This window comes from Streptomyces sp. NPDC029292 (assembly GCF_055569295.1).
Genome location: NZ_JBVHXR010000026.1, coordinates 37,845 through 61,551, shown reverse-complemented (window position 1 = coordinate 61,551; position 23,707 = coordinate 37,845). Strand labels below are relative to the sequence as shown.

At 71.5% G+C, this 23,707-nt stretch carries 20 protein-coding genes; 6 read left to right on the top strand and 14 right to left on the bottom strand.

Annotation, left to right across the window (positions count from 1 at the left end):
- The first annotated feature begins 199 nt into the window (after positions 1-199).
- A complete protein-coding gene (locus ACZ4WS_RS40595) occupies positions 200-1,954 on the top strand; it encodes an NAD+ synthase (RefSeq protein WP_467988194.1) in 1,755 nt (584 codons plus the stop codon).
- A 203-nt stretch (positions 1,955-2,157) separates the two neighbouring features.
- On the opposite strand, the gene ACZ4WS_RS40590 is transcribed toward ACZ4WS_RS40595, so the two are convergent.
- The 4 genes from ACZ4WS_RS40590 to ACZ4WS_RS40575 form a co-directional block, all read right to left on the bottom strand.
- Positions 2,158-3,381: an MFS transporter gene (locus ACZ4WS_RS40590; protein ID WP_467988193.1), complete on the bottom strand. Its 1,224-nt coding sequence runs from the start codon at positions 3,379-3,381 to the stop codon at positions 2,158-2,160.
- Positions 3,382-3,554: 173 nt separating this feature from the next.
- A complete protein-coding gene (locus ACZ4WS_RS40585; RefSeq protein WP_467988192.1) occupies positions 3,555-4,592 on the bottom strand; it encodes an endonuclease/exonuclease/phosphatase family protein in 1,038 nt (345 codons plus the stop codon).
- Positions 4,593-4,837: 245 nt separating this feature from the next.
- A complete protein-coding gene (locus ACZ4WS_RS40580) occupies positions 4,838-5,458 on the bottom strand; it encodes a TetR/AcrR family transcriptional regulator (RefSeq protein ID WP_467988191.1) in 621 nt (206 codons plus the stop codon).
- Positions 5,459-5,556: 98 nt separating this feature from the next.
- The gene (locus ACZ4WS_RS40575) at positions 5,557-7,152 is read right to left on the bottom strand and encodes an MFS transporter (protein WP_467988190.1); all 1,596 of its coding nucleotides are present in this window, start codon (positions 7,150-7,152) and stop codon (positions 5,557-5,559) included.
- A 236-nt stretch (positions 7,153-7,388) separates the two neighbouring features.
- Between ACZ4WS_RS40575 and panB the strand changes: the two genes are divergently transcribed.
- Complete coding sequence (gene panB, locus ACZ4WS_RS40570) at positions 7,389-8,273, top strand: 3-methyl-2-oxobutanoate hydroxymethyltransferase (protein ID WP_467988189.1); 885 nt, start codon at positions 7,389-7,391, stop codon at positions 8,271-8,273.
- Between the two features lie 133 nt (positions 8,274-8,406).
- Here the strand turns inward: panB and ACZ4WS_RS40565 are convergent, their stop codons facing one another.
- From ACZ4WS_RS40565 to ACZ4WS_RS40545, 5 genes are all read right to left on the bottom strand, one after another.
- Complete coding sequence (locus ACZ4WS_RS40565) at positions 8,407-9,486, bottom strand: phosphotransferase enzyme family protein (protein ID WP_467988188.1); 1,080 nt, start codon at positions 9,484-9,486, stop codon at positions 8,407-8,409.
- Entirely contained in the window at positions 9,483-10,316 is an 834-nt protein-coding gene (locus ACZ4WS_RS40560) for an ABC transporter ATP-binding protein (RefSeq protein WP_467988187.1), read from the bottom strand. The genes ACZ4WS_RS40565 and ACZ4WS_RS40560 overlap by 4 nt, the downstream gene beginning before the upstream one ends.
- Entirely contained in the window at positions 10,313-11,086 is a 774-nt protein-coding gene (locus ACZ4WS_RS40555) for an ABC transporter permease (protein WP_467988186.1), read from the bottom strand. The genes ACZ4WS_RS40560 and ACZ4WS_RS40555 overlap by 4 nt, the downstream gene beginning before the upstream one ends.
- A complete protein-coding gene (locus tag ACZ4WS_RS40550; protein ID WP_467988184.1) occupies positions 11,083-12,129 on the bottom strand; it encodes an ABC transporter substrate-binding protein in 1,047 nt (348 codons plus the stop codon). Before ACZ4WS_RS40550 ends, ACZ4WS_RS40555 begins: the two co-directional genes overlap by 4 nt.
- A gap of 124 nt (positions 12,130-12,253) precedes the next feature.
- A complete protein-coding gene (locus tag ACZ4WS_RS40545) occupies positions 12,254-13,186 on the bottom strand; it encodes an ABC transporter substrate-binding protein (RefSeq protein WP_467988183.1) in 933 nt (310 codons plus the stop codon).
- Positions 13,187-13,606: 420 nt separating this feature from the next.
- On the opposite strand from ACZ4WS_RS40545, the gene ACZ4WS_RS40540 reads away from it, so the two are divergent.
- From ACZ4WS_RS40540 to ACZ4WS_RS40530, 3 genes are all read left to right on the top strand, one after another.
- Positions 13,607-14,518 carry a sulfurtransferase gene (locus ACZ4WS_RS40540; RefSeq protein WP_467988182.1) on the top strand — a complete coding sequence of 304 codons (912 nt, stop codon included), beginning with the start codon at positions 13,607-13,609 and terminating at the stop codon, positions 14,516-14,518.
- A gap of 90 nt (positions 14,519-14,608) precedes the next feature.
- A complete protein-coding gene (locus ACZ4WS_RS40535; RefSeq protein ID WP_467988180.1) occupies positions 14,609-15,643 on the top strand; it encodes an ATP-binding cassette domain-containing protein in 1,035 nt (344 codons plus the stop codon).
- A complete protein-coding gene (locus ACZ4WS_RS40530; RefSeq protein ID WP_467988179.1) occupies positions 15,640-16,464 on the top strand; it encodes an ABC transporter permease in 825 nt (274 codons plus the stop codon). The genes ACZ4WS_RS40535 and ACZ4WS_RS40530 overlap by 4 nt, the downstream gene beginning before the upstream one ends.
- Before the next feature lie 30 nt (positions 16,465-16,494).
- Here the strand turns inward: ACZ4WS_RS40530 and ACZ4WS_RS40525 are convergent, their stop codons facing one another.
- Together ACZ4WS_RS40525 and ACZ4WS_RS40520 are read right to left on the bottom strand one after the other, a co-directional pair.
- Complete coding sequence (locus ACZ4WS_RS40525; RefSeq protein ID WP_467988178.1) at positions 16,495-20,055, bottom strand: AfsR/SARP family transcriptional regulator; 3,561 nt, start codon at positions 20,053-20,055, stop codon at positions 16,495-16,497.
- 19 nt (positions 20,056-20,074) lie between these two features.
- Positions 20,075-20,638 carry a DUF6578 domain-containing protein gene (locus ACZ4WS_RS40520; protein WP_467988177.1) on the bottom strand — a complete coding sequence of 188 codons (564 nt, stop codon included), beginning with the start codon at positions 20,636-20,638 and terminating at the stop codon, positions 20,075-20,077.
- Between the two features lie 114 nt (positions 20,639-20,752).
- Between ACZ4WS_RS40520 and ACZ4WS_RS40515 the strand changes: the two genes are divergently transcribed.
- Entirely contained in the window at positions 20,753-21,553 is an 801-nt protein-coding gene (locus tag ACZ4WS_RS40515) for a site-2 protease family protein (RefSeq protein WP_467988175.1), read from the top strand.
- Here ACZ4WS_RS40515 and ACZ4WS_RS40510 read toward each other — a convergent pair.
- From ACZ4WS_RS40510 to ACZ4WS_RS40500, 3 genes are all read right to left on the bottom strand, one after another.
- On the bottom strand, positions 21,543-21,752 hold the full coding sequence (locus ACZ4WS_RS40510) for a hypothetical protein (protein ID WP_467988174.1): 210 nt from the start codon (positions 21,750-21,752) through the stop codon (positions 21,543-21,545). The genes ACZ4WS_RS40515 and ACZ4WS_RS40510 overlap by 11 nt on opposite strands.
- A 72-nt stretch (positions 21,753-21,824) precedes the next feature.
- Positions 21,825-22,544 carry an NADPH-dependent F420 reductase gene (gene npdG, locus ACZ4WS_RS40505; RefSeq protein ID WP_467988173.1) on the bottom strand — a complete coding sequence of 240 codons (720 nt, stop codon included), beginning with the start codon at positions 22,542-22,544 and terminating at the stop codon, positions 21,825-21,827.
- A 37-nt stretch (positions 22,545-22,581) separates the two neighbouring features.
- Complete coding sequence (locus ACZ4WS_RS40500; RefSeq protein ID WP_467988171.1) at positions 22,582-23,655, bottom strand: sialidase family protein; 1,074 nt, start codon at positions 23,653-23,655, stop codon at positions 22,582-22,584.
- Between the last annotated feature and the right edge of the window lie 52 nt (positions 23,656-23,707).

Genomic DNA, 23,707 nt, shown 5'->3' with positions numbered 1-23,707 from the left:
GGGCGGGCGCACGTGTGTCCGGGGGCAGGTGGGACAGGCAGGTCTTCGCCCCCGCCGCCCCCGCCCTTCCCGTCCCTGCGGGCTCCGCCCCCAGACCCCCGTGTCGCGCTGACGCGCTCGTCCTCAACCGCCGCACGGGCTGAAACCGCGTGGGGCGCCCCACACCCCATTGTGTCGCTCTGACGATTACACTGGGCCCGTGCCTCAACTACGCCTCGCCCTGAATCAGATCGACTCGACCGTCGGCGATCTCGCCTCCAACGCCGAGGCGATCATCCGTTGGACCCGGCACTCCGCCGAGCAGGGAGCCCATCTCGTGGCGTTCCCGGAGATGGTGCTGACCGGGTATCCCGTCGAGGACCTGGCCCTGCGGCCGTCCTTCGTCGAGGCCTCCCGCGCCGCGCTGCGCTCGCTGGCCGCGCGCCTCGCCGACGAGGGTTTCGGGGAGCTGCCGGTGATCGTCGGCTACCTCGACCGGTCCGAGACCGCCCAGCCGAAGTACGGCCAGCCGGCCGGAGCCCCGCAGGACGCCGCCGCCGTGCTGTACGGGGGGCAGGTGGCGCTGAGCTTCGCCAAGCACCACCTCCCGAACTACGGCGTGTTCGACGAGTTCCGCTACTTCGTGCCCGGCGACACCATGCCGGTCGTGCGCGTCCACGGGATCGATGTCGCCCTCGCCATCTGCGAGGACCTCTGGCAGGACGGCGGACGTGTACCGGCCGCCCGCTCCGCCGGGGCCGGGCTGCTGATCTCCGTCAACGCCTCCCCGTACGAGCGCAACAAGGACGACACCCGGCTCGAGCTGGTCCGCAAGCGGGCCCAGGAGGCGGGCTGCACCACCGCCTATGTCGCCATGATCGGCGGGCAGGACGAGATCGTCTTCGACGGCGACTCGATCGTCGTCGACCGGGACGGTGACGTCGTCGCGCGGGCCCCGCAGTTCGCCGAGGGATGCGTCGTACTGGATCTCGACCTTCCGGCCGGCGCCGCCGAGCCGGTGACCGGCGTGGTCGACGACGGGCTGCGGATCGAGCGGCTGGTGATCTCCGAGGAGCCGCTGCCCGCGTACGAGGCGGAGCTGGCCGGTGGGTACGCGGATCCGCTCGACGACGACGAGGAGGTCTACTCGGCGCTGGTGGTCGGGCTGCGGGCGTACGCGGCGAAGAACGGGTTCCGGTCGGTGCTGATCGGGCTGTCCGGGGGGATCGACTCGGCGCTGGTCGCGGCGATCGCCTGCGATGCGCTGGGCGCGCAGAACGTGTACGGCGTCTCGATGCCGTCGAAGTACTCGTCCGACCACTCCAAGGGCGACGCGGCGGAGCTGGCGCGGCGGACGGGGCTGAACTTCCGTACCGTGCCGATCGAGCCGATGTTCGACGCGTATATGTCGTCGCTGGGGCTGACGGGGCTGGCCGAGGAGAATCTCCAGTCCCGCCTCCGGGGCACGATGCTGATGGCCATCTCCAACCAGGAGGGGCACATCGTGCTGGCGCCGGGGAACAAGTCCGAGCTGGCGGTGGGGTATTCGACGCTGTACGGGGACTCGGTGGGCGCATACGGGCCCATCAAGGACGTGTACAAGACGTCGATCTTCCGGCTGGCCGAGTGGCGCAACCGGGCCGCCGCCGAGCAGGGGCAGACCCCGCCGATCCCCGAGAACTCGATCACCAAGCCGCCGAGCGCGGAGCTCCGTCCCGACCAGGTCGACACGGACTCCCTCCCGGACTACCCCGTCCTCGACGCGATCCTCGAGCGGTACGTCGACCGGGACGAGGGCGCGGACTCCATCGTCGCGGCCGGGTTCGACCGGGAGCTCGTCGTGAAGACGCTGCGGATGGTCGACACGGCTGAGTACAAGCGGCGCCAGTACCCGCCGGGCACCAAGATCTCCGCCAAGGGCTTCGGCAAGGACCGGCGCCTGCCGATCACCAACCACTGGCGCGAACACGCGTAGCGCCTCGCCGGCGGGACGGCGGGGCGGCGGGGTCGCTGGGCGCGCGCCCCTTCCCCGTCCCGTCCCTGGGGGCTGCCGCCCGGACGGGCTGAGAATCAGCCCCTCCGGCGTTTGAGGAGCGGGGTCTGGGGCGGAGCCCCAGGAAGGGACGGGCAGGGGCGGAGGGGGCGAAAAACCCCTGTCCGCACCCTCCCCCCGGAATCTCAGCGATGCGCGTGCTCCGCCTGCGAAGGCACATGCGCCGCGATCAGGCGCCCCGACGTACCCGCGAGCGCAGCGTCCCGGCGCCGGTCGACGCCGTAGGCCGCGGCCGCGACGCCGAGGCCGAGGACGGCGAGGGCCGCCCCGGCGAGCGCCGGGGACGTCGCGCCGAAGCCCGCCGCGAGGGCGAGGCCGCCGATCCAGGCACCCCCCGCGTTGGCGAGGTTGAAGGCGGCCTGGTTGGCGGAGGAGGCGAGGGACGGCGCGGCGGAGGCCTTCTCCATGACCATCAGCTGGAGGGGGGAGCCGGTGATGAACGCGGCCACGCCGAGGAGGGTGACCGCGACGGCCGCGCTCCACTGGGCGGCCACGAGGACGGGGAAGAGCGCCAGGACCGCCACGAGGGAGACGAGGCCTCCGAAGAGGGTGCCCCGCAGGGAGTGGTCGGCGAGGCGGCCGCCCACCAGGTTGCCCACCGTGGCGCCCACTCCGAAGAGGGCCAGCAGCAGCGTCACGCTGCCCTCGGCGTAACCGGCCGAGTCCGTGAGCATCGGCGTGATGTAGCTGTACGCGGAGAAGAGCGCGCCGAAGCCCGCCACCGTCGTACCGAGGGCCAGCCAGACCGGCAGGGAGCGCAGGGCGGCCAGCTCGCCGCGCAGGCCCCCGGCCGGGGCGTGGGCGTGGTCGTGGGGGATCAGAAGCGCGAGCGAGGCTATGGCGGCGACGCCGATCGCGCTCACGCCGAGGAAGGTGGCCCGCCAGCCGAGGTGCTGGCCCATGAGCGTGGCCACCGGAACACCCGCGATGTTCGCGACCGTCAGGCCGAGGAACATCAGCGAGACGGAGCGCGCCTTGCGCTCGGGGGCGACCAGGTTCGTCGCGACGACGGCACCCACGCCGAAGAAGGCGCCGTGCGGCAGGCCGCTGAGGAAGCGTGCGGCCAGGAGCCAGTGGTAGTCGGGGGCGAAGGCGGAGAACGCGTTGCCCGCCACGAAGAGCCCCATCAGGGCGATCAGGACCTTGCGGCGGGACATCCGGGAGGTCGCGGCGGCGAGCAGCGGGGCGCCGATGACGACGCCGAGCGCGTACGCCGAGACCAGGTGACCCGCGGTGGGGATCGAGATGTGCAGGTCGTCCGCGACGTCGGGCAGCAGGCCCATCATCACGAACTCGGTGGTGCCGATGCCGAAGGCGCCCACGGCGAGGGCGAGCAGGGCCAGAGGCATTGAGGGGCCTTTCAGAAGAACGGGGACGAGCGGAGTTCCAAGGACACGGACGCCTGGGCGCACGGACGCGCACACACACCTGCGCGCACGGACGCGCCCGTGCACACCGCTGTGCACGGGCAGCGTAAGTTCAGCTATGGAACAAAGTCTCTCAGGCCCAGTATTCCAAGAGGTTAAGACGCGGTTGCGTCAACCTTGACACGGGCGGCGACCGGGAGGTGATCGCTGCCGGTCTCAGGCAGGGACCACGAGGTCACCGGCTCGATGCCCTTGACCATGATCTGGTCGATCCGGGCCATCGGGAACGACGCCGGCCAGCTGAACCCGAAGCCGCTGCCCGCCGCGCCCTGCGTGGAGCGCATCTGCGCGGTGACGGCGTTCAGCGCGCGGTCGTTCATCGTGCCGTTGAGGTCGCCGAGCAGGATGACCTTCTTCAGCGACTCGTCGGCGATGGCCTCGCCCAGCGCGTCGGCGCTGGTGTCGCGCTGCCGGGCGGTGAACCCGGCCTCCAGCTTCACCCGCACCGAGGGCAGGTGGGCGACGTACACGGCGACCTGGCCGGCCGGTGCCGTCACCGTGGCCCGCATCGCGCGCGTCCAGCCCAGCTTGATGTCCACGGGCTGGGCTCCGGTCAGCGGGTACTTGCTCCACAGCCCGACGGTGCCCTGCACCGAGTGGTACTTGTACGTCGACGCCAGCGCCTTCTCGTACACCGGAACCGCCGTGGCCGTGAGCTCCTCCAGGGCCAGCACGTCCGCGCCGGAGGCGGCCACGTCGCGGGCGGTGCCGGACGGGTCCGGGTTGTCCGCGTTGACGTTGTGCGTGGCCACGGTCAGGTCGCCCCCGCTGCCGGTCTTGTCGGTGAGCAGTCCGCCGAAGAGGTTCAGCCAGACGATCGCGGGCAGCAGCACGGCGATCAGGGCGGACGCGGACTTCCGTACGAAGCCGAGGATCAGCAGGACCGGCACGAACAGGCCCAGCCACGGCAGGAAGGTCTCCGTGAGGCTGCCGAGGTTGCCGATGGTGTTCGGGATCCGCGCGTGCAGCAGCATGACCAGGGCGAGGATCAGCGCGAGGGCGGCGAGGATCAGGCCGCGGCGCCAGATGCCGCGGTCGCCGCGCCAGCCGTCCAGCAGGCGTCGAAGCCGGGACCCTCTGCGGTCGGGCCCCTGGCCGCCGCTGCCCGTCTCCGTCATATACGCCTGCGCCATACCGTCGCCTCACAACCTGCCGTGCACACCGTCTGCCCCTCGGCTACGACCCTAGGGGATGATCGGTGTCGTTCCTGCCGCCCATGACGGCCGTACGGGCACGAGGACGTCCAACTTGGTGTTCGGAGTTCCGAATACGGGCATCACGCGCGCCCTCTGTGACGAAACGCGCACATTCGACCCGTCAGAAACAAGGCGGGCCACGGCCGGGGAGCAAGGTGAATTGCGGTCGGGGACAAGGGGAACTACGGCCTGGCCGGGCGCAGCCCCTCCAGCAGCGTGTCGACTATCTGCCCCGCGAGATCCTCGGGAAGTTCCGCATTCGGGCGCATGACGGCACGTACCAGCATGGGTCCGACAAACATGTCGTTCAGCATCTCGAGGTCGACGTCCTCGCGGAGTTCGCCGTTCTCCTGGCCGCGCCGCAGGACTTCGTAGCCCAGCCGGCGCCGCGGTTCGATGACGGTCGCGTCGTACGCGGCCCAGAGCTTGGGGCTGCTCTTCATCTGGGCGTGGACGCTGTGCAGCATCGCCGACGAGCGGTTGATCAGGCCGCGTTGGCGCAGCGACTCCAGCAGGATGACGAGGTCGTCGCGCATCGAGGTGCCGGGGAGTTCCGGGTCCGGGGGCTCTGCGGCGCGCAGGACGTCGACGAAGAGTTCCTCCTTGCCGCTCCAGCGGCGGTAGATGGTCGCCTTGCCGACGCCCGCGGTGCGGGCGATGCGCTCGATGGAGAGCTCCCCGAGGGGTGCGCCGTCCTCCAGGAGCTTCATCACGCCCTCGATGATCGCGCGCTCCACGGCCTCGCTGCGGGGGCGTCCCCTGGCGGGGCCCCCGTGCCCGACTCGGCTGTGCGCGAGGCTCACGTCGAACTCCGTTTCCTTTGCTGACCCTGAGTGCATTCTCCCTGGTGTACGGGGCTGCGGGCATCCGGAGCCGGGTGCCCGCAGCCCCGTACGCCCGGTCAGTGCTCCGCGGCCGGCACCAACTCGGCCTCCTCTTTGCCCTTTTGCGGCTGGGCCGGGCGGCCCGGCAGGAACAGGGCCACGACCACCGCGCCGACGAGCGCGACGCCCGCGCCGCACAGGGCGGTGACGTGCATGGCGTGCAGGAAGGCGTCGTTGGCGGGGCCGACGAGGGCCTTGCCCTGGGGGCCGAGCTTGGCGGCGACGCCGAGGGTGGCCTCGATGGACTCGCCCGCGGTGTGGCGCAGACCGGCCGGGACGAGGCCGAGCTTGTCCTCGATGCCGCTGCGGTAGGCCGTGGAGAGGACGGAGCCGAGGACGGCGATGCCGAGGGCGCCGCCGACCTGGCGGAAGGTGTTGCTGAGCGCGGAGGCGGAGCCCGCCTTCTCGCGCGGCAGGGCCTGCATTATCACGACACTGGTCGGGGTCATGATGTGCGCCATGCCGGTGCCCATGAGGAAGAAGATGACCTCAAGGAGCCAGATCGGGGTGTCCGACTCCAGCGCGGCGAACGCGGCCAGCATCGCGGCGATGACCAGCAGGCCCGCCGTGCAGGTGGCCCGGTTGCCGAAGCGGTCGACGACGAGGCGGGCGCGCGGCGCGAAGATGATCTGGGCCGCGGCGAGCGGCAGCATCAACAGGCCGGTCTGCAGTGGCGAGTAGCCCCGCACGCTCTGGGTGTAGAAGACGGAGAAGAAGGTCACACCCATCAGCGCGAAGAAGACGAGCGCGATGGCGGCGATCGCGGCCGAGAAGACCTTGTTCTTGAAGTACGTGACGTCGATGGACGGGTGGTCGCTGCGCTTCTCGTACACGACGAACCCGGCGAGGACGACGAGTCCGGCCACGATGGTCGCCAGCACCTTCGCGTCCGTGAAGTCGGCCAGCTGGCCGCCCTTGATGATGCCGTAGACGAGCAGGACGAGGCCGATGACCGACAGGACGACGCCGATCGCGTCGACGCGGCCGGGGTTCGGGTCCCGGGAGTCGGGGACCAGCCAGAACATCAGGACGAGCGCGAGCAGCACGATCGGCACGTTGATCAGGAAGACCGAACCCCACCAGAAGTGGTCGAGCAGGATGCCGCCGGTGATCGGGCCGATCGCGATGGCGAGGCCGACGCCGCCGGCCCAGATGCCGATGGCCTTGGGCTGCTCGTCACGCTCGAAGACGTTCATCAGGACGGCGAGCGTGGCGGGCATCACGAAGGCGGCGCCCAGGCCCATCAGGGCGCGGAACACGATGAGCTGGACCGGCGAGCCGGATTCCGCGGCCAGCGCCGACCCGATGCCGAAGACGGCCAGACCGGCGAGCAGCACCTTCTTGCGGCCGAGCCGGTCGCCGAGCAGCCCCGCGGTGAAGAGAAGTCCGGCGAAGACGAGCGTGTAGGCGTTGATGGCCCATTCCAGCTCGCTCTGGGTGGCGCCGAGTCCGGTGGGTGCCGGGGTCGAGATCGTCTTGATCGCGACGTTCAGGATGGAGTTGTCGAGCACCACGATCAGCAGGCTGAGCATGAGCACGCCGAGGATCGCCCAGCGGCGCCGATGCACCGCCTCGGGCACATGTCGATCGGCAGGAGGAGCGGAAGTCGTCATGGCTGCCAACCTAGCGAGTTTCGATACGACACCGTATCGTATCGGAAATACTTTACACAGAACTTACGAAGAGACCTAGGGCTGTGGCGGCGGAGACCTAGGACTACTGAACCAGGACCCGGAGCGGGATCTGGGTCACTCGCCCCGGTCTAGCCGCGCGTGGCACGAGGTGCCACCATGGAGGTGATCCGGGGACGCCGTCAGGGTGCCTCGAGATGACAGAAGGAGCCGTTGCGATGACGCAGCTTTCGGCTGCCCAGCAGCCCGCTGAGGGTGTGCGCCCGTCCACCGACAGCAGCAAGGCGCTGTACGGGGGCAAGAGCACCCGCCGCATCACGGTGCGCGACGTCACCGCCGCCAAGGAGCGCGGCGAGAAGTGGCCCATGCTCACCGCGTACGACGCGATGACCGCGTCCGTCTTCGACGAGGCCGGCATCCCGGTCATGCTCGTCGGCGACTCGGCGGGCAACTGCCACCTGGGCTACGAGACGACCGTGCCCGTCACCATGGACGAGATGACCATGCTGTCCGCCGCGGTCGTACGGGGCACCTCGCGCGCCCTGATCGTCGCCGACCTCCCCTTCGGCTCGTACCAGGAGGGCCCGGTCCAGGCGCTGCGCTCGGCCACCCGCCTCGTCAAGGAGGCCGGGGTCGGCGCGGTGAAGCTGGAGGGCGGCGAGCGCTCGCACCGCCAGATCGAGCTGCTGGTGGAATCCGGCATCCCGGTCATGGCGCACATCGGCCTGACCCCGCAGTCCGTGAACTCCATGGGCTACCGCGTGCAGGGCCGTGGCGAGGAGGCCGCGCACCAGCTGCTGCGGGACGCCAAGACGGTCCAGGACGCGGGCGCGTTCGCGGTCGTCCTGGAGCTGGTCCCGGCGGAGCTCGCGGCGGAGGTCACCCGCAGCCTGCACATCCCGACGGTCGGCATCGGCGCCGGTCCCGAGACCGACGCGCAGGTCCTCGTCTGGACCGACATGCTCGGTCTGACCGGCGGCAGGATGCCGAAGTTCGTGAAGAAGTACGCCAACCTGCGCGAGGTCATGGGCAACGCCGCGAAGGCGTTCGCCGAGGACGTCGTCGGCGGAACGTTCCCCCTTGAGGAGCACTCCGTCCACTGAGGGCCCGAGGCCCACTGAGCCACTGCGGCACCGAGGCGACCCGTCGATCTTCCCCCGTCGACGGGTCGCTGCCCCTTTTTGCGCCTAAACCGGCGCCGCTCTCGCGGACCGAATTGCTCGCCGCAGGGGTTCCTCAATCGATGGTTGCGGTGCGTATTCGCTTCAACAGACACATGCCGTCCTCCCCCGCGAACCACCGCGCATGCTCCACGAAGTACTCGTACGCCAGCGCCGTGTTCTCGGCGGCCCGCGTGACCCCGTGGAAGTAGCCCATCTCGGAGAGCGCGAACTCGGCGTGCACGAGCGGCAGCAGCTCGGGCAGGGCGGCCGACTCGGCGGGGCTCAGCGGGCGTACCGAGGTGTAGCCGTCGAGGAGCGCGTCCACGTCCTCGAAGCGGACCGGGCGGGCCGGGTCCAGCCACTGCACCGTGTTGCGCTCGATGGCGGTGGCCAGATCGTGGACGGCGGTCGTGCGGTCGCTCAGGCCGAAGTCGAGGACGGTGGAGACCTCGCCGGACGCGGTGTCCCACAGCAGGTTCGAGGCGTGCCAGTCGTTGTGGGTCCACAGCGGGGTGAGGCGGCTCAGGTACGGCAACAGGCGCTCGTAGAAGGGGAGATGGACCTCACGGAGGTCGCTGCGCCAGGACCGGCGCGCCAACGCCGCGGCGACGGCGGGGCGTTGGATCGCGTACGACTCCAGCGCCGCCTCGGGGTCGACCGCCGCGAAGACGGTGAAGGAGGAGACGAGGTGCTGCGGGCGGCGCCGCGGAGCGTCGAACCCCTCCGCGGCCAGGTGAAGTTGGGCCAGCGCGGCCCCGGCGGCACGGGCATGACGTACGGAGACGAAGGGCGACCACGAGAGCGCGTCCCGGTAGAGGTCCGTGCCGGTGCCGGCCGAGTGGACCTCGTACACCCACTCCCCCCGCACCTCGGCGCCCAGCACCTCGACGACCGGCGCGCCCCGTTCGCGCAGATGCCGCAGGAAGGCGTGCTCCTCGGCCAGACCCTCAAGGGTGCGTACGTCGCTGTGGTGCCGTTTCACGAAGAGCAGCCGTCCGTCGCTGTCGACGAGAGCGGCGGCCGACAGCGGGCGCGGACTGCGCCACAGGACGTGCCCGGGGCCGACGACGGCCTCGACCTCGGCCTGGGTGAGCGGCGGCCAGTCGGGGGCGACGGGGTCCGTGCCCATGCCGTGGGCCAGCAGGCGGCTCATCCGGTCACCACCTTTTCCGCCTCATCCTGTGAGGCCCTACCCACCCGACCCGGTGAAGCCTTACCCACCCGACCCTGCGAAGTCTCGCCCACCCGGCCGCTCAGCGCGTCCAGCAGGCGCCGTTCCGTCGCCGCGAACTCCGGTGCGGCGAGGGCGTCCAGGCCGCGCGGCCCGGAGCGCGGCACCTCGACGCGCTCGACGACCGTGGCCGGGCGGCGCGAGAGCACATGCACGGTGTCGGCGAGCAGCACGGCCTCGCGGATGTCGTGGGTGACCAGCACGACGGTCCAGCGATAGCGCTGCCACATGTCGGCCAGCCACAGCTGCATCTCGGTGCGGGTGAGCGAGTCGAGCGCGCCGAACGGCTCGTCGAGCAGCAGCACCGGCCGCTCCAGGACGACCGTGCGCAGCAGCGCGGCGCGCTGCCGCATACCGCCGCTGAGCTGGAAGGGGTAGGACTGCTGGAAGCCGTCGAGGCCGAAGGCCTCGAAGAGTTCGCCCGCCCTGCGCCGCGCCTCCTTCTTCCGCACGCCCTGCGCCTCAAGACCCAGCGCCGTGTTGTCGAGCACCGTGCGCCAGGGGAAGAGGAGGTCCTTCTGCGGCATGTACGCGACCTTGCCGGAGGCCACCGACGCCGGGGCGCCGTCGACGAGGATCTCGCCGGAGGTGGGGGTGTCCAGGCCGGAGATCAGGTTGAACAGGGTGCTCTTGCCGCTGCCGCTCGGGCCGATGACGGCGGCGAACTCACCTGGCTCCACGGCGAGTTCGAGGTCGCGCAATACTTCGAGGGACCCGAACGCCTTGCCGGCGCCACGGACTTGGAGACTCATGAACGGCCCTCCTTCTCCAACGCCCGTTCCCACGGCAGGACGAGCCGTTGCAGCAGACAGGTCGCCCCGAACAGGGCGATGCTCAGCAGGGCGGTCACCGCGACGGCCGCGAAGACGAGGTCCGTGCGGAACGCGCTCTTCTGCGCCTGCATGTAGATACCGAGGCCCTTCTCGGCGCCCGCGTACTCCGCGAAGACCGCGCCCACAACGGCGTACGTGATGCTCACGCGCAGCCCGGTGAAGAAGTGCGGCAGCGCGCTCGGCACCCGGACGAGGCGGAAGGCGCGTATCCGGCCCGTGCCCAGCGAGCGCAGCAGGCGCATCGCCTCGCGGTCGGTGGCGGCGAAGCCCGCCGCGAGGTTCGCCGCGAGCGGGAAGAACGTCGTCAGCGTCACCACCAGCATCTTCGGCAGCAGTCCGAAGCCGAACCAGATGATCAGCAACGGGGCGACCGCCACGATCGGAATGGTCTGCGAGGCGACCAGGAGCGGGTACAGACCCCGGCGGGCCGCGGCCGAGAAGTCCAGGACCACGGCCACCAGCCAGGCCGCGGCGAAGGAGAGCGCGAAGCCGAGCAGGGTCTCCTGGAGGGTGGGCAGGGTCTGGTCCCACAGGTCGGTGCGGTTGGCCCAGCCCTGGGTGAGGACGCGCCCGGGACTGGGCAGCACCGTCGGATCGACACCGGCGGAGGTCACGTACGCCTGCCAGCCGCCGATGAGCAGGGCGAGGACGAGGAGCGGCGGCCAGACGGCACGCAGTGCCGCTCTCACTTGGCGCTCGGCAGGTAGGCGTCGGTGAAGAACGCCGAAGCGTCCGGGGCCTTGGTGAGCTTCTTGCCGTTCTTGTCCGTCAGCAGCCCCGACTCGTACTCGAAGTCGGCGAAGTCCTGCCAGCGCTTCGCGCTCTGGGTGCCGATCGTGCCGTCGTCGGCCCGGTAGTACTCCTTGGCGAGCAACGTCTCGCTCTGCTTGACCAGTTCGGTGTTGGTGAGCGTGCTCTTGTTGGCCGCGATGAGCAGGCCGGCGGCCTGGTCCGGGTGGTCGGCGGCGTACTCGTACCCCTTGTTCACCACGGCGAGGAACTTCTTCGCCACCTCGGGGTTCTGCTTCAGGTACTGCCCGGAGGACGCGACGAGCGTCGAGTAGATCGCCGGGAAGCCGTAGTCGGCGAGCGGGAAGTCCTTGAGCGGCTTGCCCGTCAGCTTCGCCTCCAGGCCCTCCCAGGTCGGCATCGGCATCGCGAAGTCCGCCTTGCCCGCGTAAAGGGCCGCGTACGCCGAGGTGTTGAGCGTGACCTGCGTGAAGTCGCCCTTACCGCCGTCCTCCTGGATGACCTTCTGGAGCAGCGCCTTCTCGTACGGGGCGCCGAAGCCCGCGTACGTCTTGCCGTCCAGGTCCTTGGGGGAGGCGATGTCGTCGCGGTCGGCACGGACAGAGACCGTGACGTTCGTCTTCTGCGTGACGGCGTAGACGGAGGTGATGTCCTGTCCGGCGGCGCGCGCGGTCGTCACACCCTCCTGGTAGGAGATGCCGAAGTCCGCCCTGTGGTTGGCGATCAGCGTCTCGGGCGCGGTCGAGCCGTACGGCACGATCTTCAGGTCGATCCCGGCGTCCTTGAACCAGCCCTTCTGCTGGGCGACGTAGATGCCGGTGTGGTTGGTGTTGGGTGTCCAGTCCAGGGCGAGGGTGACCTGGGTGGTGCCGTCCTTCGACGCGGCAGACGCATCGGACGCAGAGTCCTGGGAGGCGCAGCCGGTCGCGGTGAGGGCGGCGGCGGTGGCCAGGGCGAGCAGGGCGGTCGTACGGGATCTCATCGGGTTCCTTGAAGGGCGGCGGCGCGGACGGGGGCGTGGGCAGGTGCTCACGCTCGACACAGCGCGCTGTTGACCCGCATGAGGTCCACGGCCATCCGCCTCGTCAGTTCCCTTGCCTGGCAGATCACTTGGTGCTCACCGGGGCGGCGGCCAGCAGGTCGTTCGTGTACGACGACGCCCAGTCGCGGGCGTGCGCTATGGCGCCGTGCCGGGCGAGCCAGTCGGCGTACGGGCCCATGCGGGTCTCGTCGATCACGCCCCAGCGGCCGTCGGCGCCGGTCCAGGTCGGGGCGACGAGGGCGAGGGAGCGGGCGATCAGCGGGCGGGAGAAGTAGGGGATCACGCGCTCCAACAGGGCGCGGGTGGCCTCCTGTTCGGCGACGGCGGCCGCGTAGCCGCGGGCCGTGGCGGCGAGGAAGGCGCGTATCAGGTCGGGCTCGGCGCCGGCGAACGCCTCGCTCGTGCCGAGGAGGTAGCTGTGGTAGCGGGGGGCGCCGATCTCGTCGACCGGCCAGGTCAGCCGCTGCTCTTCGGGCAGGTCGCCGCGGAGGGCGTCCCAGGACCAGTAGTTGCCGAAGGTGGCGTCGGCCTCGCCGGCCGCGATGTCGTCGACGGTGAGTTCGCGGTAGCCCGCGTCGACGGTGATCACCGAGTCCGGGTCGCCGCCGTCGGCCGCCACCAGGTGACGGACCATGGCACGCCCGCGGGGTGTCGGGTTGTAGGCGAGGCGGCGCCCGGCCAGGTCGCGGGGGCGGGTGATGCCGGTGCAGCGGGCGGTCTGGATGGCCTCCAGGGCGCGGTGGTTGACGGCGGCGACGGCGAGCAGCGGCCGGCCGTCGGCGGCGCGCCGGGCCAGCAGCCGGTTGGGCGGGAAGAGGCCGAGGTCCACCTCGCCGCGGGCCAGGTACTCCAGGGTGTCGCCGCGTCCCGGATCCTGGACGGCGAGTTCCACGTCCAGGCCCGCCTCGCGATACCAGCCGCGCTCCCGGGCAACATACAAACCGGCCGAATTCGGCCACGGGTGGAAGTAGTCGAGCATGACTCGGACGTGCGACATCGAGGTACTCCGCATACGGCACTCAGGCGTGCGGGCCTGGTGAGGAAGAGAGGGGGAGGGAGAGAGAGGGGGGACCGTTCCAGGTCAACAACAGGAGCGGGCCGCCGCGGCGGACGCCGGGGGACACTGCTGCTCGACTGCTGAGGACATGCGGTACTCCTACGCGGGCAGCCCTGTGGGGGGCTCAAGTGATGCGGTCGGCGTTCCCATGGGGATCCCGTACGGCGTGTGCCGCGTGGATCCCAGACGCCCTCTCAGCCCAACCGGGTAGGGGCTCCCGCGTAGATGGCCGAAACCATAACCCCGGGCAACCGATCCTGTGCAAGCGACTTCCACCATGTGGGACGACTCTGCCCAGTGAGTGAGATATCCCAGCTCAGACACGTCTTCCTCAAGTGCCTTCGGGTTAGCATCCGCGCCATGACCGACGCCCCGCTCCCCGGACCGCTGCTCCCCGAACCGTTGCTCCCCGGACCGCTGGTCGACGACGCATGGCTCGCGGCCCGCCTCGACGACCCCCGGCTGGTCGTCCTGGACGCCACCGCGCTGCTGCCGTCGCCCCGCCACGACGGCGACTACCGCTCCGGCAGCGGCCGCGCGCAGTGGTCCGAGCGGCACATCCCGGGCTCCCGCCACGCGGACCTCACGGGCGAACTGTCGGACCACCAGGCGCCGTACCACTTCGCGGTCCCTTCGCCCCAGGCGCTGGCCGAGGCCCTCCAGCGGCTCGGCGTACACGACGGCACCGAGGTCGTCGCGTACGACAGCGGGGGCGGTATCTGGGCGGCCCGGCTGTGGTGGATGCTGCGGTCGATTTCCGTACCGGCGGCGGTACTTGACGGAGGCCTTCAGGCCTGGGAAGCGGCCGGACGGCCGGTCACCGGCGAACAGCCGGAGCCCGGTCCCGCTGTCGGCAGCCTCACGCCCGTCCCCCTCCCGCACACCTGGGCCACCCTCCCCGACGTCGACGCCATCCGCCGCGGCGAGCGCCCCGGCACCCTCGTCTGCGCGCTCCCCGTCTCCGGCTTCGACGGCAGCGCGCCCACCCGGTACACGCGGCGCGGTCACATCCCCGGCAGTCTCAGCCTCCCCGGCCGGGGGCTGCTCGACGAGGCCGGGCGGTTCCTGCCGCGGGCCGAGCTCGCCGTCCGCGTCGGGGCCGTGCTCGGCGAGAGCGCCTCGCCCGTCGTCCTGTACTGCGGCGGCGGGATCTCCGCGGCCGGCACCGCCCTCGCGCTCACACTCCTGGGCCGCGAGGACGTCACCCTGTACGACGGCTCGCTGGAGGAGTGGTCGGCCGACCCGGCGCTGCCCCTCGCGCATCACGCCTGACCTGCGAGGACACCGCACTGTCGGTGGGGTGTAGGCGGCTGTGGGCGGTCTGTCGGTGGTTTGTCGGTGGTGGCTGACACCTTGATGGACATGACGCGAATCGACGACAATCCCCGACGAGCCGCTGCCGGCCGCAGCGCCGTCACCGTACGGGGGCTGGTCAAGCACTACGGCGAGACCAAGGCACTCGACGGCGTGGACCTGGACGTGCACGAAGGCACCGTGCTCGGTGTGCTGGGTCCCAACGGCGCCGGCAAGACCACCCTCGTCCGCATCCTGTCCACCCTCGTCACCCCCGACTCCGGCCATGCGACCGTCGCGGGCTACGACGTGCTGAAGCAGCCCCGCCAGCTGCGCCGCGTGATAGGGCTCACCGGCCAGTACGCCTCGGTCGACGAGAAGCTCCCCGGCTGGGAGAACCTGTACATGATCGGGCGGCTGCTCGACCTGTCCCGCAAGGACGCCCGCCGGCGCGCGGACGAGCTGCTCGAGCGCTTCTCGCTCACCGAGGCGGCCAAGCGCCCGGCGTCCACGTACTCCGGCGGTATGCGCCGCCGTCTCGACCTCGCCGCCTCCATGATCGGCAACCCGGCCGTCCTGTACCTGGACGAGCCGACGACGGGCCTCGACCCGCGCACCCGCAACGAGGTGTGGCGGGAGGTCAAGCGCATGGTTGCCGACGGCGCCACCGTGCTGCTCACCACCCAGTACATGGAGGAGGCCGAGCAGCTCGCCTCCGAGCTGACGGTCATCGACCGCGGCAAGGTCATCGCCAGCGGCCGGATCGACGAGCTCAAGGCACGGGTCGGCGGCCGTACGCTGCGCGTCCGCCCGGTGGACCCGCTGGAGCTGCGCCCGCTGGCCGCCATGCTCGACGAGCTGGGCCTCACCGGCCTCGCCACCTCGGCCGTGGACATCGAGACCGGCACCGTCCTGGTCCCGATCCTCAGCGACGAGCAGCTGACCGCCGTGGTCGGCGCGGTCACCGCGCGCGGCATCACGATCGGCTCCATCAGCACCGAACTGCCCAGCCTGGACGAGGTGTTCCTGTCCCTCACCGGCCACAAGGCCAGTGCCCCGCAGGACGCAACCCCCGCCCGCGCCTACGAGGAGGTCTCCGCATGACTACCGCCGTTGTCGAAGCCCCCCTCGCCGTCCAGGGCGACTCCCGTATCTCGGCCCGCGCGCACGCGCGCCACATCGGCGCCCTCGTCCGCCGCAACCTGCTGTGGATCCGCCAGGACCCGGAGTCGATGTTCGACGCCGTCCTGATGCCGGTCATCTTCACGCTGCTGTTCGTGTACGTCTTCGGCGGCTCCATCGGGCAGTCGCTGGGCGGCGGTCAGCACCAGTACGTGCAGTACGTGGTGCCCGGCCTGATGGCCATGATGGGCATGAACATCGCGACGGCCGTCGGCACCGGCTTCAACGAGGACTTCCAGAAGGGGGTGATGGACCGCTTCCGCACCCTGCCGATCGGCCAGGGCTCCGTGCTCTTCGCCAAGATCGTGGTGGAGCTGCTGCGGATGCTCGTCGCGACGACGATCCTCATGATCGTCGGCGTACTCGTCGGCTTCGAGATCACCAACTGGGCAGGGCTGTTCGCGGCGGTGGGGCTCGCCACGCTCTTCGGCTCGGCCCTGATGTGGATCTTCCTGGTCCTCGGTGTGACGATGAAGAACGCGCAGTCCGTGCAGGCGATGGGCTTCCTGGTCCTGATGCCCCTGCAGTTCGGTTCGTCGATCTTCTCGCCGACGGGGACCATGCCCGGCTGGCTGCAGCACTTCACCGACTACAACCCGCTGTCCGCGCTCGCGGACACCGCGCGCGGTCTGATGGTGGGCGGCCCGGTCGCGCACGACCTGTGGGTGACGCTCGGCTGGACGGCGCTGATCACGGTGGTGATGGCGCCGGTCGCGATCCACAAGTTCCGCACCAAGAACTGACGTTCAGCACGGTACGACCCCCGGTCCGCGTCACATGAGGGCGGCGGCCTCCGCAGCGGAGAGCCCGCCGCCCTCGGCGTACGCGGCGTCGTACGCCGCGTCGTCGAGGATGGCCCGCACCCCTGCCTCGGCCCGCGCGCGCACCTCGTCCTCCATCGGGCCCACGAAGTGACCGGGCGGCAGCAAGTGGTCGGCGGCGCCCAGGAGCCGGGCCGCGTCGCGGGCGCGGCGGCCGCCGTCAAGGCCGGCGAGGGCGGTGGCGGCGGTGGTCAGATGCGCGGAGATCATGTGCGGCGCGATCATCTGCGCCAGCGGATCCGCGGCACGCTCCGTCGCCTGCCGCGCCTTGTCCAGGGCAGCCGCGTACTGCCCATCGACCGCGTCCAGCCAGGCGTCCACGCCCAGCACGAACCCGTCGAAGACCACGAAGGTGCTGGCCGCGAAGTCCTCGCGCAGCAGGCTCATCTGCTCGCGCGCCTCGGCGACCCGGCCGGTGCGGCCGAGCCACATGGCGAGGAAGAGCCGGCCCGCGGGCATCGCCTCGTTCAGGGCGCCGTGGCCCTCCGCCAGCACGTCGCGCAGCATCCGCTCGCCCCGCTCGGGCTCGCCCAACTCCATGAGGATGCCGCCGAGACGGACGCTGAGCACCGCCGTCTGGGCGCGGGCACCGATCCGTTCGGCGTACGTCATCGCCTCCGAGTAGTCCGCGGCGGCGGGCCCGTACTCGCCCATGCGTTCGTGGGCCTCGCCGCGCGCGGAGAGCGCCTCGGCGGCACCCCAGGCGTCTCCGATCCGGGTGAAGATCTCCAGCGCCTCGTCGGCGTCGCAGGTCGCGCCCTCTGTCGTGTCGGCGCGGTTGGCGCGGATGTTGGCGCGCATCTGGAGGGCGACGGCGAGTTCCCACTCGAAGCCGAGCTCGCGGCAGGTGCTGACCGTCACGTCGATGACGGCGTGCATCCGGTCGATGTCCCCGGTCAGCAGGACGGCGTAGAACCAGAGGGAGCCGGGGTTGCGGCAGGTCTGCGGAAATCCCGGCCGGTAGGTTTCGCTGATGGCGCGCAGCTTGTCCTTGGCCTGCGGGGTCTGCCAGGCCCCCATGTCCATGTCCATACAGGAGAGATGGACGAGGTGCACACCGCGTCGGCCCTCCTCGAGGACCTCCGGTCGCATCGGGGGCGGGCCCGCGATGCAGCTCTCGTGCAGCGGGGTGGCTGGTCGCAGGGGCGGTGCGAAGGGGTCGGGGCCGAGGGCCATGACCTCGTGGGACCAGGCGCGGGCTTCGATCCGCTGGTCGCGCATCTGCCAGTACCAGGACAGCGACAGGACGAGGCAGACCGCCTCCTGCTCGTCGCGCGCGGCGACGGCGCGCCGCAGGGCGGTGCGCAGATTCTCGTACTCGCGCTCAAGGAGCGCGATCGCGGCGCCCTGGCCGGGGCCGCGCAGCGCGGGGTCGGTGGTGCGGGCGAGTTCGCGGTAGTACGTGAGGTGGGCGCGCTCGGCGGCGGCGCGGTCGCCGGACTCGTCGAGGCGCTCGCCCGCGTACTCGGCGACGGTCTCCAGGAGCCGGTAGCGCATCCCTTCTTCGCCCGAAGGTGCGGCGACGACAAGGGACTTGTCGACGAGCGAGCCGAGTGTGTCGAGCGCGGCGGGCCCGCAGACGGCCTCGGCGGCGGCGAGGTCGCAGCCGCCCGCGAAGACGGACAGCCGCCGCAGCGCGTCCCGCTCGTCCTCGTCGAGCAGGTCCCAGGACCAGTCGACGACGGCACGCAGGGTCTGCTGCCGGGGCAGGACGGTACGGCTGCCGGAGGTCAGCAGGCGGAACCGGTCGTCGAGCCGGTCGGCGATCTGCCGCGGGGTGAGCATCCGCAGCCGGGCTGCGGCGAGTTCGATGGCGAGCGGCAGGCCGTCGAGGCGGCGGCAGATCTCGGCGGCCGCTTCCGGGTCGTCCGCGATCCGGAAGCCGGGCCGGGCCGCGGCCCCGCGGTCGGCGAGCAGCCGCAGCGCGACGGGCTCGGGCAGCGGCTCCACGGGACGCAGCAACTCCCCCGGTACGCCAAGGGGTTCGCGACTGGTGGCCAGCACCGTCAGTCCGGGGCAGCGCTCCAGCAGCTCCTCGACGAGGTGGGCCGCGGCGTCCACGACATGCTCGCAGTTGTCGAGAATGAGCAGCATGCGGCTCTTGGCGCAGTGCTCGGCGAGCCGGCTGAGGGGGTCGTCGTGCCGGTCCGCGACGGCCCGCATCTCCTCGGCGCCGGCGCCGCGCAACACGGTCTCGCGCGCGCCGACGGCGGTGAGCACGGCCTCCGGCACCGCCTTCGGATCGTCCACCGGCGCGAGCTCGGCCAGCCACACCCCGTCCCGCGCCGCGTACGCCACGGCCTCCGCCGCCTCCTGCGACAACCGCGTCTTCCCCGCGCCACCGGGCCCGAGCAGCGTCACGAGCCGTGCCGCCGCGAGATCACCCCGGATGGCGTCGATGTCGGCCTCCCGGCCGACGAAGGAGGTGAGGCGGGCGCGGAGGTTACCCGGGGGCGGGAGTGGGGCTTGGGCTGGAACTGGGGCTGGGGCTCGGGTGCGGGAGAGCATTGCGGGGTCCGCCGCATGGGTCGCGTGGGCCGCGTGGGCTCTGGCGGAGGCGGGGTTCGCGGAGGCTGAGTTCGCGGAGGCATCGGGCTCCGCGACGGCCTGGTCACCGGCACCGTACGGGTCGCTGCCCGGCTGGACGGACCTGATGGGGTGCGGCGCCCGGGAACCGCCGTCCGGCCCCCGGCCCCGCCCCGCAGGCCCCACGACGACGGGCGCCGCTCCGGCTCCGGCAGGCGCGCCGTCGCCCGGCTCGGCGGTTCGGGCCCCAATACCGTCGGCCGGGGTCAGCAACTCGGCGTGCAGCGCCCGGAGTTCGGGCCCCGGGTCCGAGCCCAGGCGGTCGGCCAGGAGGGCGCGTACGGACGCGTAGGCGGCGAGGGCCTCGGCGGGGCGGCCCGCGTCGCGGAGGGCGCGCAGGCGGAGGGCGTGGAGGGCTTCGTCCAGGGGGTGGTGGTCGCACAGGGCGGTGAGCTCGGGCAGGGCCTGCTCGGCGTGGCCGAGGGCGAGGGCCGCGGTGAGGCGGGCGCGGCGCACGTCGAGGCGGCGGGTCTCCCAGCGGGCCGACTCGGCCTTGCGGTCGGGCAGGTCGCTGAGCGCCGGGCCGTACCACAGGGCGAGGGCATCGTCGAGGACCACGGCCGCCTTCGCGGCGTCGCCGTCGGCGAGCGCGCGGGTGCCCTCGCCCGCGAGCCGCTCGAAACGGTGCAGGTCGATGTCGTCGGCGGTCGCGGCGAGCCGGTAGCCGCCGTCCGCCGAGGCGATCACGTCCGGCCCGAGCGCCCGGCGCAACCGCCCGACCAGCGCCTGCAGCGCACCCGGCGCGTCGGCGGGCGGGTCGCCGTCCCACACCTCGTCGACCAGGACGGTCACGGGCACGGTCCGTCCCGGCCGCAGCGCCAGCACGGTCAGCAGGGCACGCAGCCGCGCCCCGCCGACCGGGACGGGCGTGCCGTCGGGGCGGAGTGCCTGGGTGGTGCCGAGGATGCGGTAGCGCACGGGGTCCATTGTCTCCGGTGGCGTGGCGTCAGGTGCGGGGGTCCGGTACGCGGAGTTCGACCAGGACGCCGGACCGGTCGCGGTGGCGGCGCGCCCCTGTCCCCGTACGGCTCTCGCCGTAGGGTCCGCCGAACCATCGCGGGCAGCTGTCGACGGCCTCCAGGGAGCGGTCCTCACGGACGGGGAAGAAGGTACGCGAGCCGGGGCCCGTCTCGGCGTAGCCCTGGTGCACCAGATGGATGGCGCGGACGCGGCCCGTGGTCTCGGGCCACTCGGCGCTGTGCCGCTCGACGGTGAGGAGGCCGACCCGGCGGATCCACTGGTCGGAGTCGAGACCGGATGCCTCCACGGGGTCGCCGCGCAGCGCGGCAACCAGCCCGTCGTCCGCCCGCAGCACCTGGATCACCTCGCCCCCGTCGCGCACCCACTCCACAGGGGCCGAGATCTTGCTGAGCTCCTTGAACCAGCCGCCCCCGAGCACGTCTCCCGCGTCGTCCAGCACCAGGGGCCAGGTCACCTCCTCCCCCACCGAGAACGGCGTACCGCAGCACTCCATCTGCCAGTCCGCGAAGAACACGTGCCAAAGCCCCATGACCCCACCTTCTCCGGAACCAATGTCCGATCGCGAGACGATTTCGGCACGTGCCCGGTACGGTCGGGCAGGCCCGAGCACATGCGTACCCGCCCAGCCAGTCCAGGGAGCCCCATGACCACCGCCGCCTCCCGCCGCAGCGACCGGAGGATCAGCCCCGTCTTCGTCGGGATCGTGGCCGTGACGGCGGTGACCGGCTGGGCCACGTGGACCGCGTTCGCCGAGCAGCCCGGTCTGGCCGTGTTCCTGTTCGTGACGGGCGCGTGGATCGTCTCCCTCTGTCTGCACGAGTACGCGCACGCGCGCACCGCCCTGCACAGCGGTGACATCTCGATCGGCGCGAAGGGCTATCTGACGCTCAACCCGCTGAAGTACACGCACGCGCTGCTGAGCATCGTGCTGCCGGTGATCTTCGTGATCATGGGCGGGATCGGCCTGCCGGGCGGCGCGGTCTTCATCGAGCGGAACCGGATCCAGGGCCGCTGGAAGCACAGCCTGATCTCGGCGGCGGGCCCGCTGACGAACGTGCTGTTCGCCGTCGTCTGCACGGCCCCGTTCTGGCTGCACGCCCTGGACGGGGTGCCGAGGACGTTCCAGTACGCGCTGGCGTTCCTCGCACTGCTCCAGGTCACGGCCGCGATCCTGAACTTCCTGCCGGTGCCGGGCCTGGACGGGTACGGCGTGATCGAGCCCTGGCTGTCGTACGGCATCCGCCGCCAGGTGGAGCCGTTCGCGCCGTTCGGCCTGCTCGCGGTGTTCGCGGTGCTGTGGATTCCGTCAGTGAATATCGCGTTCTTCGACGCGATCTACTCGCTCCTGCACGGCCTGGGGATCGACGCCACCCAGAGGTCCTGCGGCCAGATCCTCTACCGCTTCTGGAAGGGCACGAACGAGTACTGCACCCTCAACTCGTGACGGACCGGTCCCGCGCCTTGCCGCGCCGCGCGTAGTACCACGTCATGTTGGACGACAGGCTCGCCAGCAGCACCCACACGATCCCCAGCCAGCTGCCCTGGGCGAAGGAGACGACGGCCGCGGCGACGGAGAGGATGCAGACGGCGAGGGCGTAGAGGGCGAGTCGCCGGGCTGGGGCGGGTGGGGGCAAGAGGGGCATGGGGGTCGGCTCCTGACGGGACAGATCGGACGAGGTCGTACGGCGTCCAGTGTCCCCCATGCCCGTACGCCGCTATACGTCCGTCACCCGAAGGCCCGCGTGCGCCTTGTAGCGCCGGTTCACGGAGATCAGGTTGGCGACCAGGGACTCGACCTGGTGGGCGTTGCGCAGGCGCCCGGCGAAGACACCGCGCATGCCGGGGATGCGTCCGGCGAGCGCCTGGACGATCTCGACATCGGCTCGCTCCTCGCCGAGGACCATCACATCGGTGTCGATCTCCTCGATCTCCGGGTCCTGGAGGAGGACGGCCGAGAGGTGATGAAACGCGGCGGCGACCCGCGAGTCGGGCAGCAGGGCGGCGGCCTGCTCGGCGGCGCTGCCCTCCTCCGGCTTCAGCGCGTACGCGCCCTTCTTGTCGAAGCCGAGCGGGTTGACGCAGTCGACGACGAGCTTGCCGGCCAGCTCCTCGCGCAGGGATTCGAGGGTCTTGCCGTGGCCCTCCCACGGCACCGCCACGATCACGATGTCGCTGCGCCGCGCGCACTCGGCGTTGTCGGCGCCCTCGACACCGTGCCCGAGCTCCTCGGCGGCGCTCTGCGCGCGGTCCGCGGCGCGCGAGCCGATGATCACCTTCTGCCCGGCCTTGGCGAGCCGGTAGGCAAGGCCCTTGCCCTGGGGGCCGGTGCCGCCGAGCACGCCGACGACGAGCCCGGACACGTCGGGAAGGTCCCAGGGGTCCTTGGCGGGGGCCTTCTGTGCACGGTCGGTGGAGGCACTGTCAGTAGAGGTCATGGGCCGACTTTACGTGCGCGGATCCCGGGCGTGGGGGTCAGGTGAGGGCGGTCACGGGGATCCGGCGGAAGGTGATCCTCTCGTACGCGCCGAAGTCGCCCGACTCGTAGAGGAGCCCGACGGTCGTGGCGTCGACGCGTACGAGATCGGAGTACGCGGCGGGCAGCCCGTTCACCGTGTGCACGGGCCGCCAGGTGGTGCCACCGTCGGTGGAGGCGCGCAGCGTCATCAGGGCGCGGGAGCCGGGATCGGCGGGGCCCGAGTACAGGAGCAGGTCGGGGTCGCGGAGCTGGAGGAGGCTGCCCTGGACGACGGGGGTGACGAGCCCGGCCTGCGGGCGGAAGGGTTTGACCAGGCTCTTGCCGCCGTCGCGGGAGTGGGCGTCGGCGCGGTTGCCGGGGGACGGGGAGTCGTTGCGGGTGTTGAAGTAGACGCGGCCGTCGGGGAGTTCGGCGGCGGTGGTCTCGTTGACATTGATGTAGCCGTTGGTGTTCTCGTCGAGGTAGCCGAGGTACCAGGTCTCGCCGCGGTCGTCGCTGAGCAGGCAGTGGCCGCTGTTGTACTTCGCTTCGGTGCCGTTGTCCGTGCCGGTGGGCGGCAGGGTGTGGTTGCCGGGGACGACGACCCGGCCGGTGGTCAGCTGGATCGCGTGCCCCGGCGTGGTGGCGTACCACCGCCAACTCGCCTTCTTCACCTGCCCGGTGATCTCCTTCGGGCTCGACCAGGTGAGCCCGTCGTCGTCGCTGTGCTGCACCCACACGCGCCGCCCGTCGGCCGCCTTCACCTTGCCGCGCAGGAGGGCGTCCTCGCTCGCGGTGGCCGCGCTGCGGACGTGCACGAGCAGGACGCGGCCGGTGTCGAGGACGACCGGGGCGGGGTTGCCCGCGAGGTTGTCGCCGTTCTCGGCGACGGCCTGGAGCGGGCCCCAGGTGCGGCCGCCGTCCGTCGACCGCTTCAGCACGATGTCGATGTTGCCGTGGTCGGCCGCGGAGTCGACTCTGCCCTCGCAGAAGGCGAGGAGCGTGCCCGCGCGGGTGGCGACGACCGCCGGGATCCGGAAGCCGGCGTAGCCTTCGCGGCCGGCGCGGAAGGGGGTGCTTGCTTCTGTCATGGGCGGGCTCCTTGGCGGGTGTTTCCTTGTGTGGCCGGTGATGCGGGCCTCT

Excerpts from the sequence above, each read along its gene's own strand:
- npdG (WP_467988173.1), bottom strand. The coding sequence starts at position 22,544 with ATGACCTCTACTGACAGTGCCTCCACCGACCGTGCACAGAAGGCCCCC.
- ACZ4WS_RS40585 (WP_467988192.1), bottom strand. The coding sequence starts at position 4,592 with ATGGCGCAGGCGTATATGACGGAGACGGGCAGCGGCGGCCAGGGGCCC.
- ACZ4WS_RS40550 (WP_467988184.1), bottom strand. The coding sequence starts at position 12,129 with ATGAGATCCCGTACGACCGCCCTGCTCGCCCTGGCCACCGCCGCCGCC.
- ACZ4WS_RS40535 (WP_467988180.1), top strand. The coding sequence starts at position 14,609 with ATGACGCGAATCGACGACAATCCCCGACGAGCCGCTGCCGGCCGCAGC.
- ACZ4WS_RS40590 (WP_467988193.1), bottom strand. The coding sequence starts at position 3,381 with ATGCCTCTGGCCCTGCTCGCCCTCGCCGTGGGCGCCTTCGGCATCGGC.
- ACZ4WS_RS40515 (WP_467988175.1), top strand. The coding sequence starts at position 20,753 with ATGACCACCGCCGCCTCCCGCCGCAGCGACCGGAGGATCAGCCCCGTC.
- ACZ4WS_RS40540 (WP_467988182.1), top strand. The coding sequence starts at position 13,607 with ATGACCGACGCCCCGCTCCCCGGACCGCTGCTCCCCGAACCGTTGCTC.
- ACZ4WS_RS40565 (WP_467988188.1), bottom strand. The coding sequence starts at position 9,486 with ATGAGCCGCCTGCTGGCCCACGGCATGGGCACGGACCCCGTCGCCCCC.
- ACZ4WS_RS40525 (WP_467988178.1), bottom strand. The coding sequence starts at position 20,055 with ATGGACCCCGTGCGCTACCGCATCCTCGGCACCACCCAGGCACTCCGC.
- ACZ4WS_RS40520 (WP_467988177.1), bottom strand. The coding sequence starts at position 20,638 with ATGGGGCTTTGGCACGTGTTCTTCGCGGACTGGCAGATGGAGTGCTGC.
- ACZ4WS_RS40530 (WP_467988179.1), top strand. The coding sequence starts at position 15,640 with ATGACTACCGCCGTTGTCGAAGCCCCCCTCGCCGTCCAGGGCGACTCC.
- ACZ4WS_RS40510 (WP_467988174.1), bottom strand. The coding sequence starts at position 21,752 with ATGCCCCTCTTGCCCCCACCCGCCCCAGCCCGGCGACTCGCCCTCTAC.
- ACZ4WS_RS40560 (WP_467988187.1), bottom strand. The coding sequence starts at position 10,316 with ATGAGTCTCCAAGTCCGTGGCGCCGGCAAGGCGTTCGGGTCCCTCGAA.
- ACZ4WS_RS40500 (WP_467988171.1), bottom strand. The coding sequence starts at position 23,655 with ATGACAGAAGCAAGCACCCCCTTCCGCGCCGGCCGCGAAGGCTACGCC.
- ACZ4WS_RS40545 (WP_467988183.1), bottom strand. The coding sequence starts at position 13,186 with ATGTCGCACGTCCGAGTCATGCTCGACTACTTCCACCCGTGGCCGAAT.
- panB (WP_467988189.1), top strand. The coding sequence starts at position 7,389 with ATGACGCAGCTTTCGGCTGCCCAGCAGCCCGCTGAGGGTGTGCGCCCG.
- ACZ4WS_RS40575 (WP_467988190.1), bottom strand. The coding sequence starts at position 7,152 with ATGACGACTTCCGCTCCTCCTGCCGATCGACATGTGCCCGAGGCGGTG.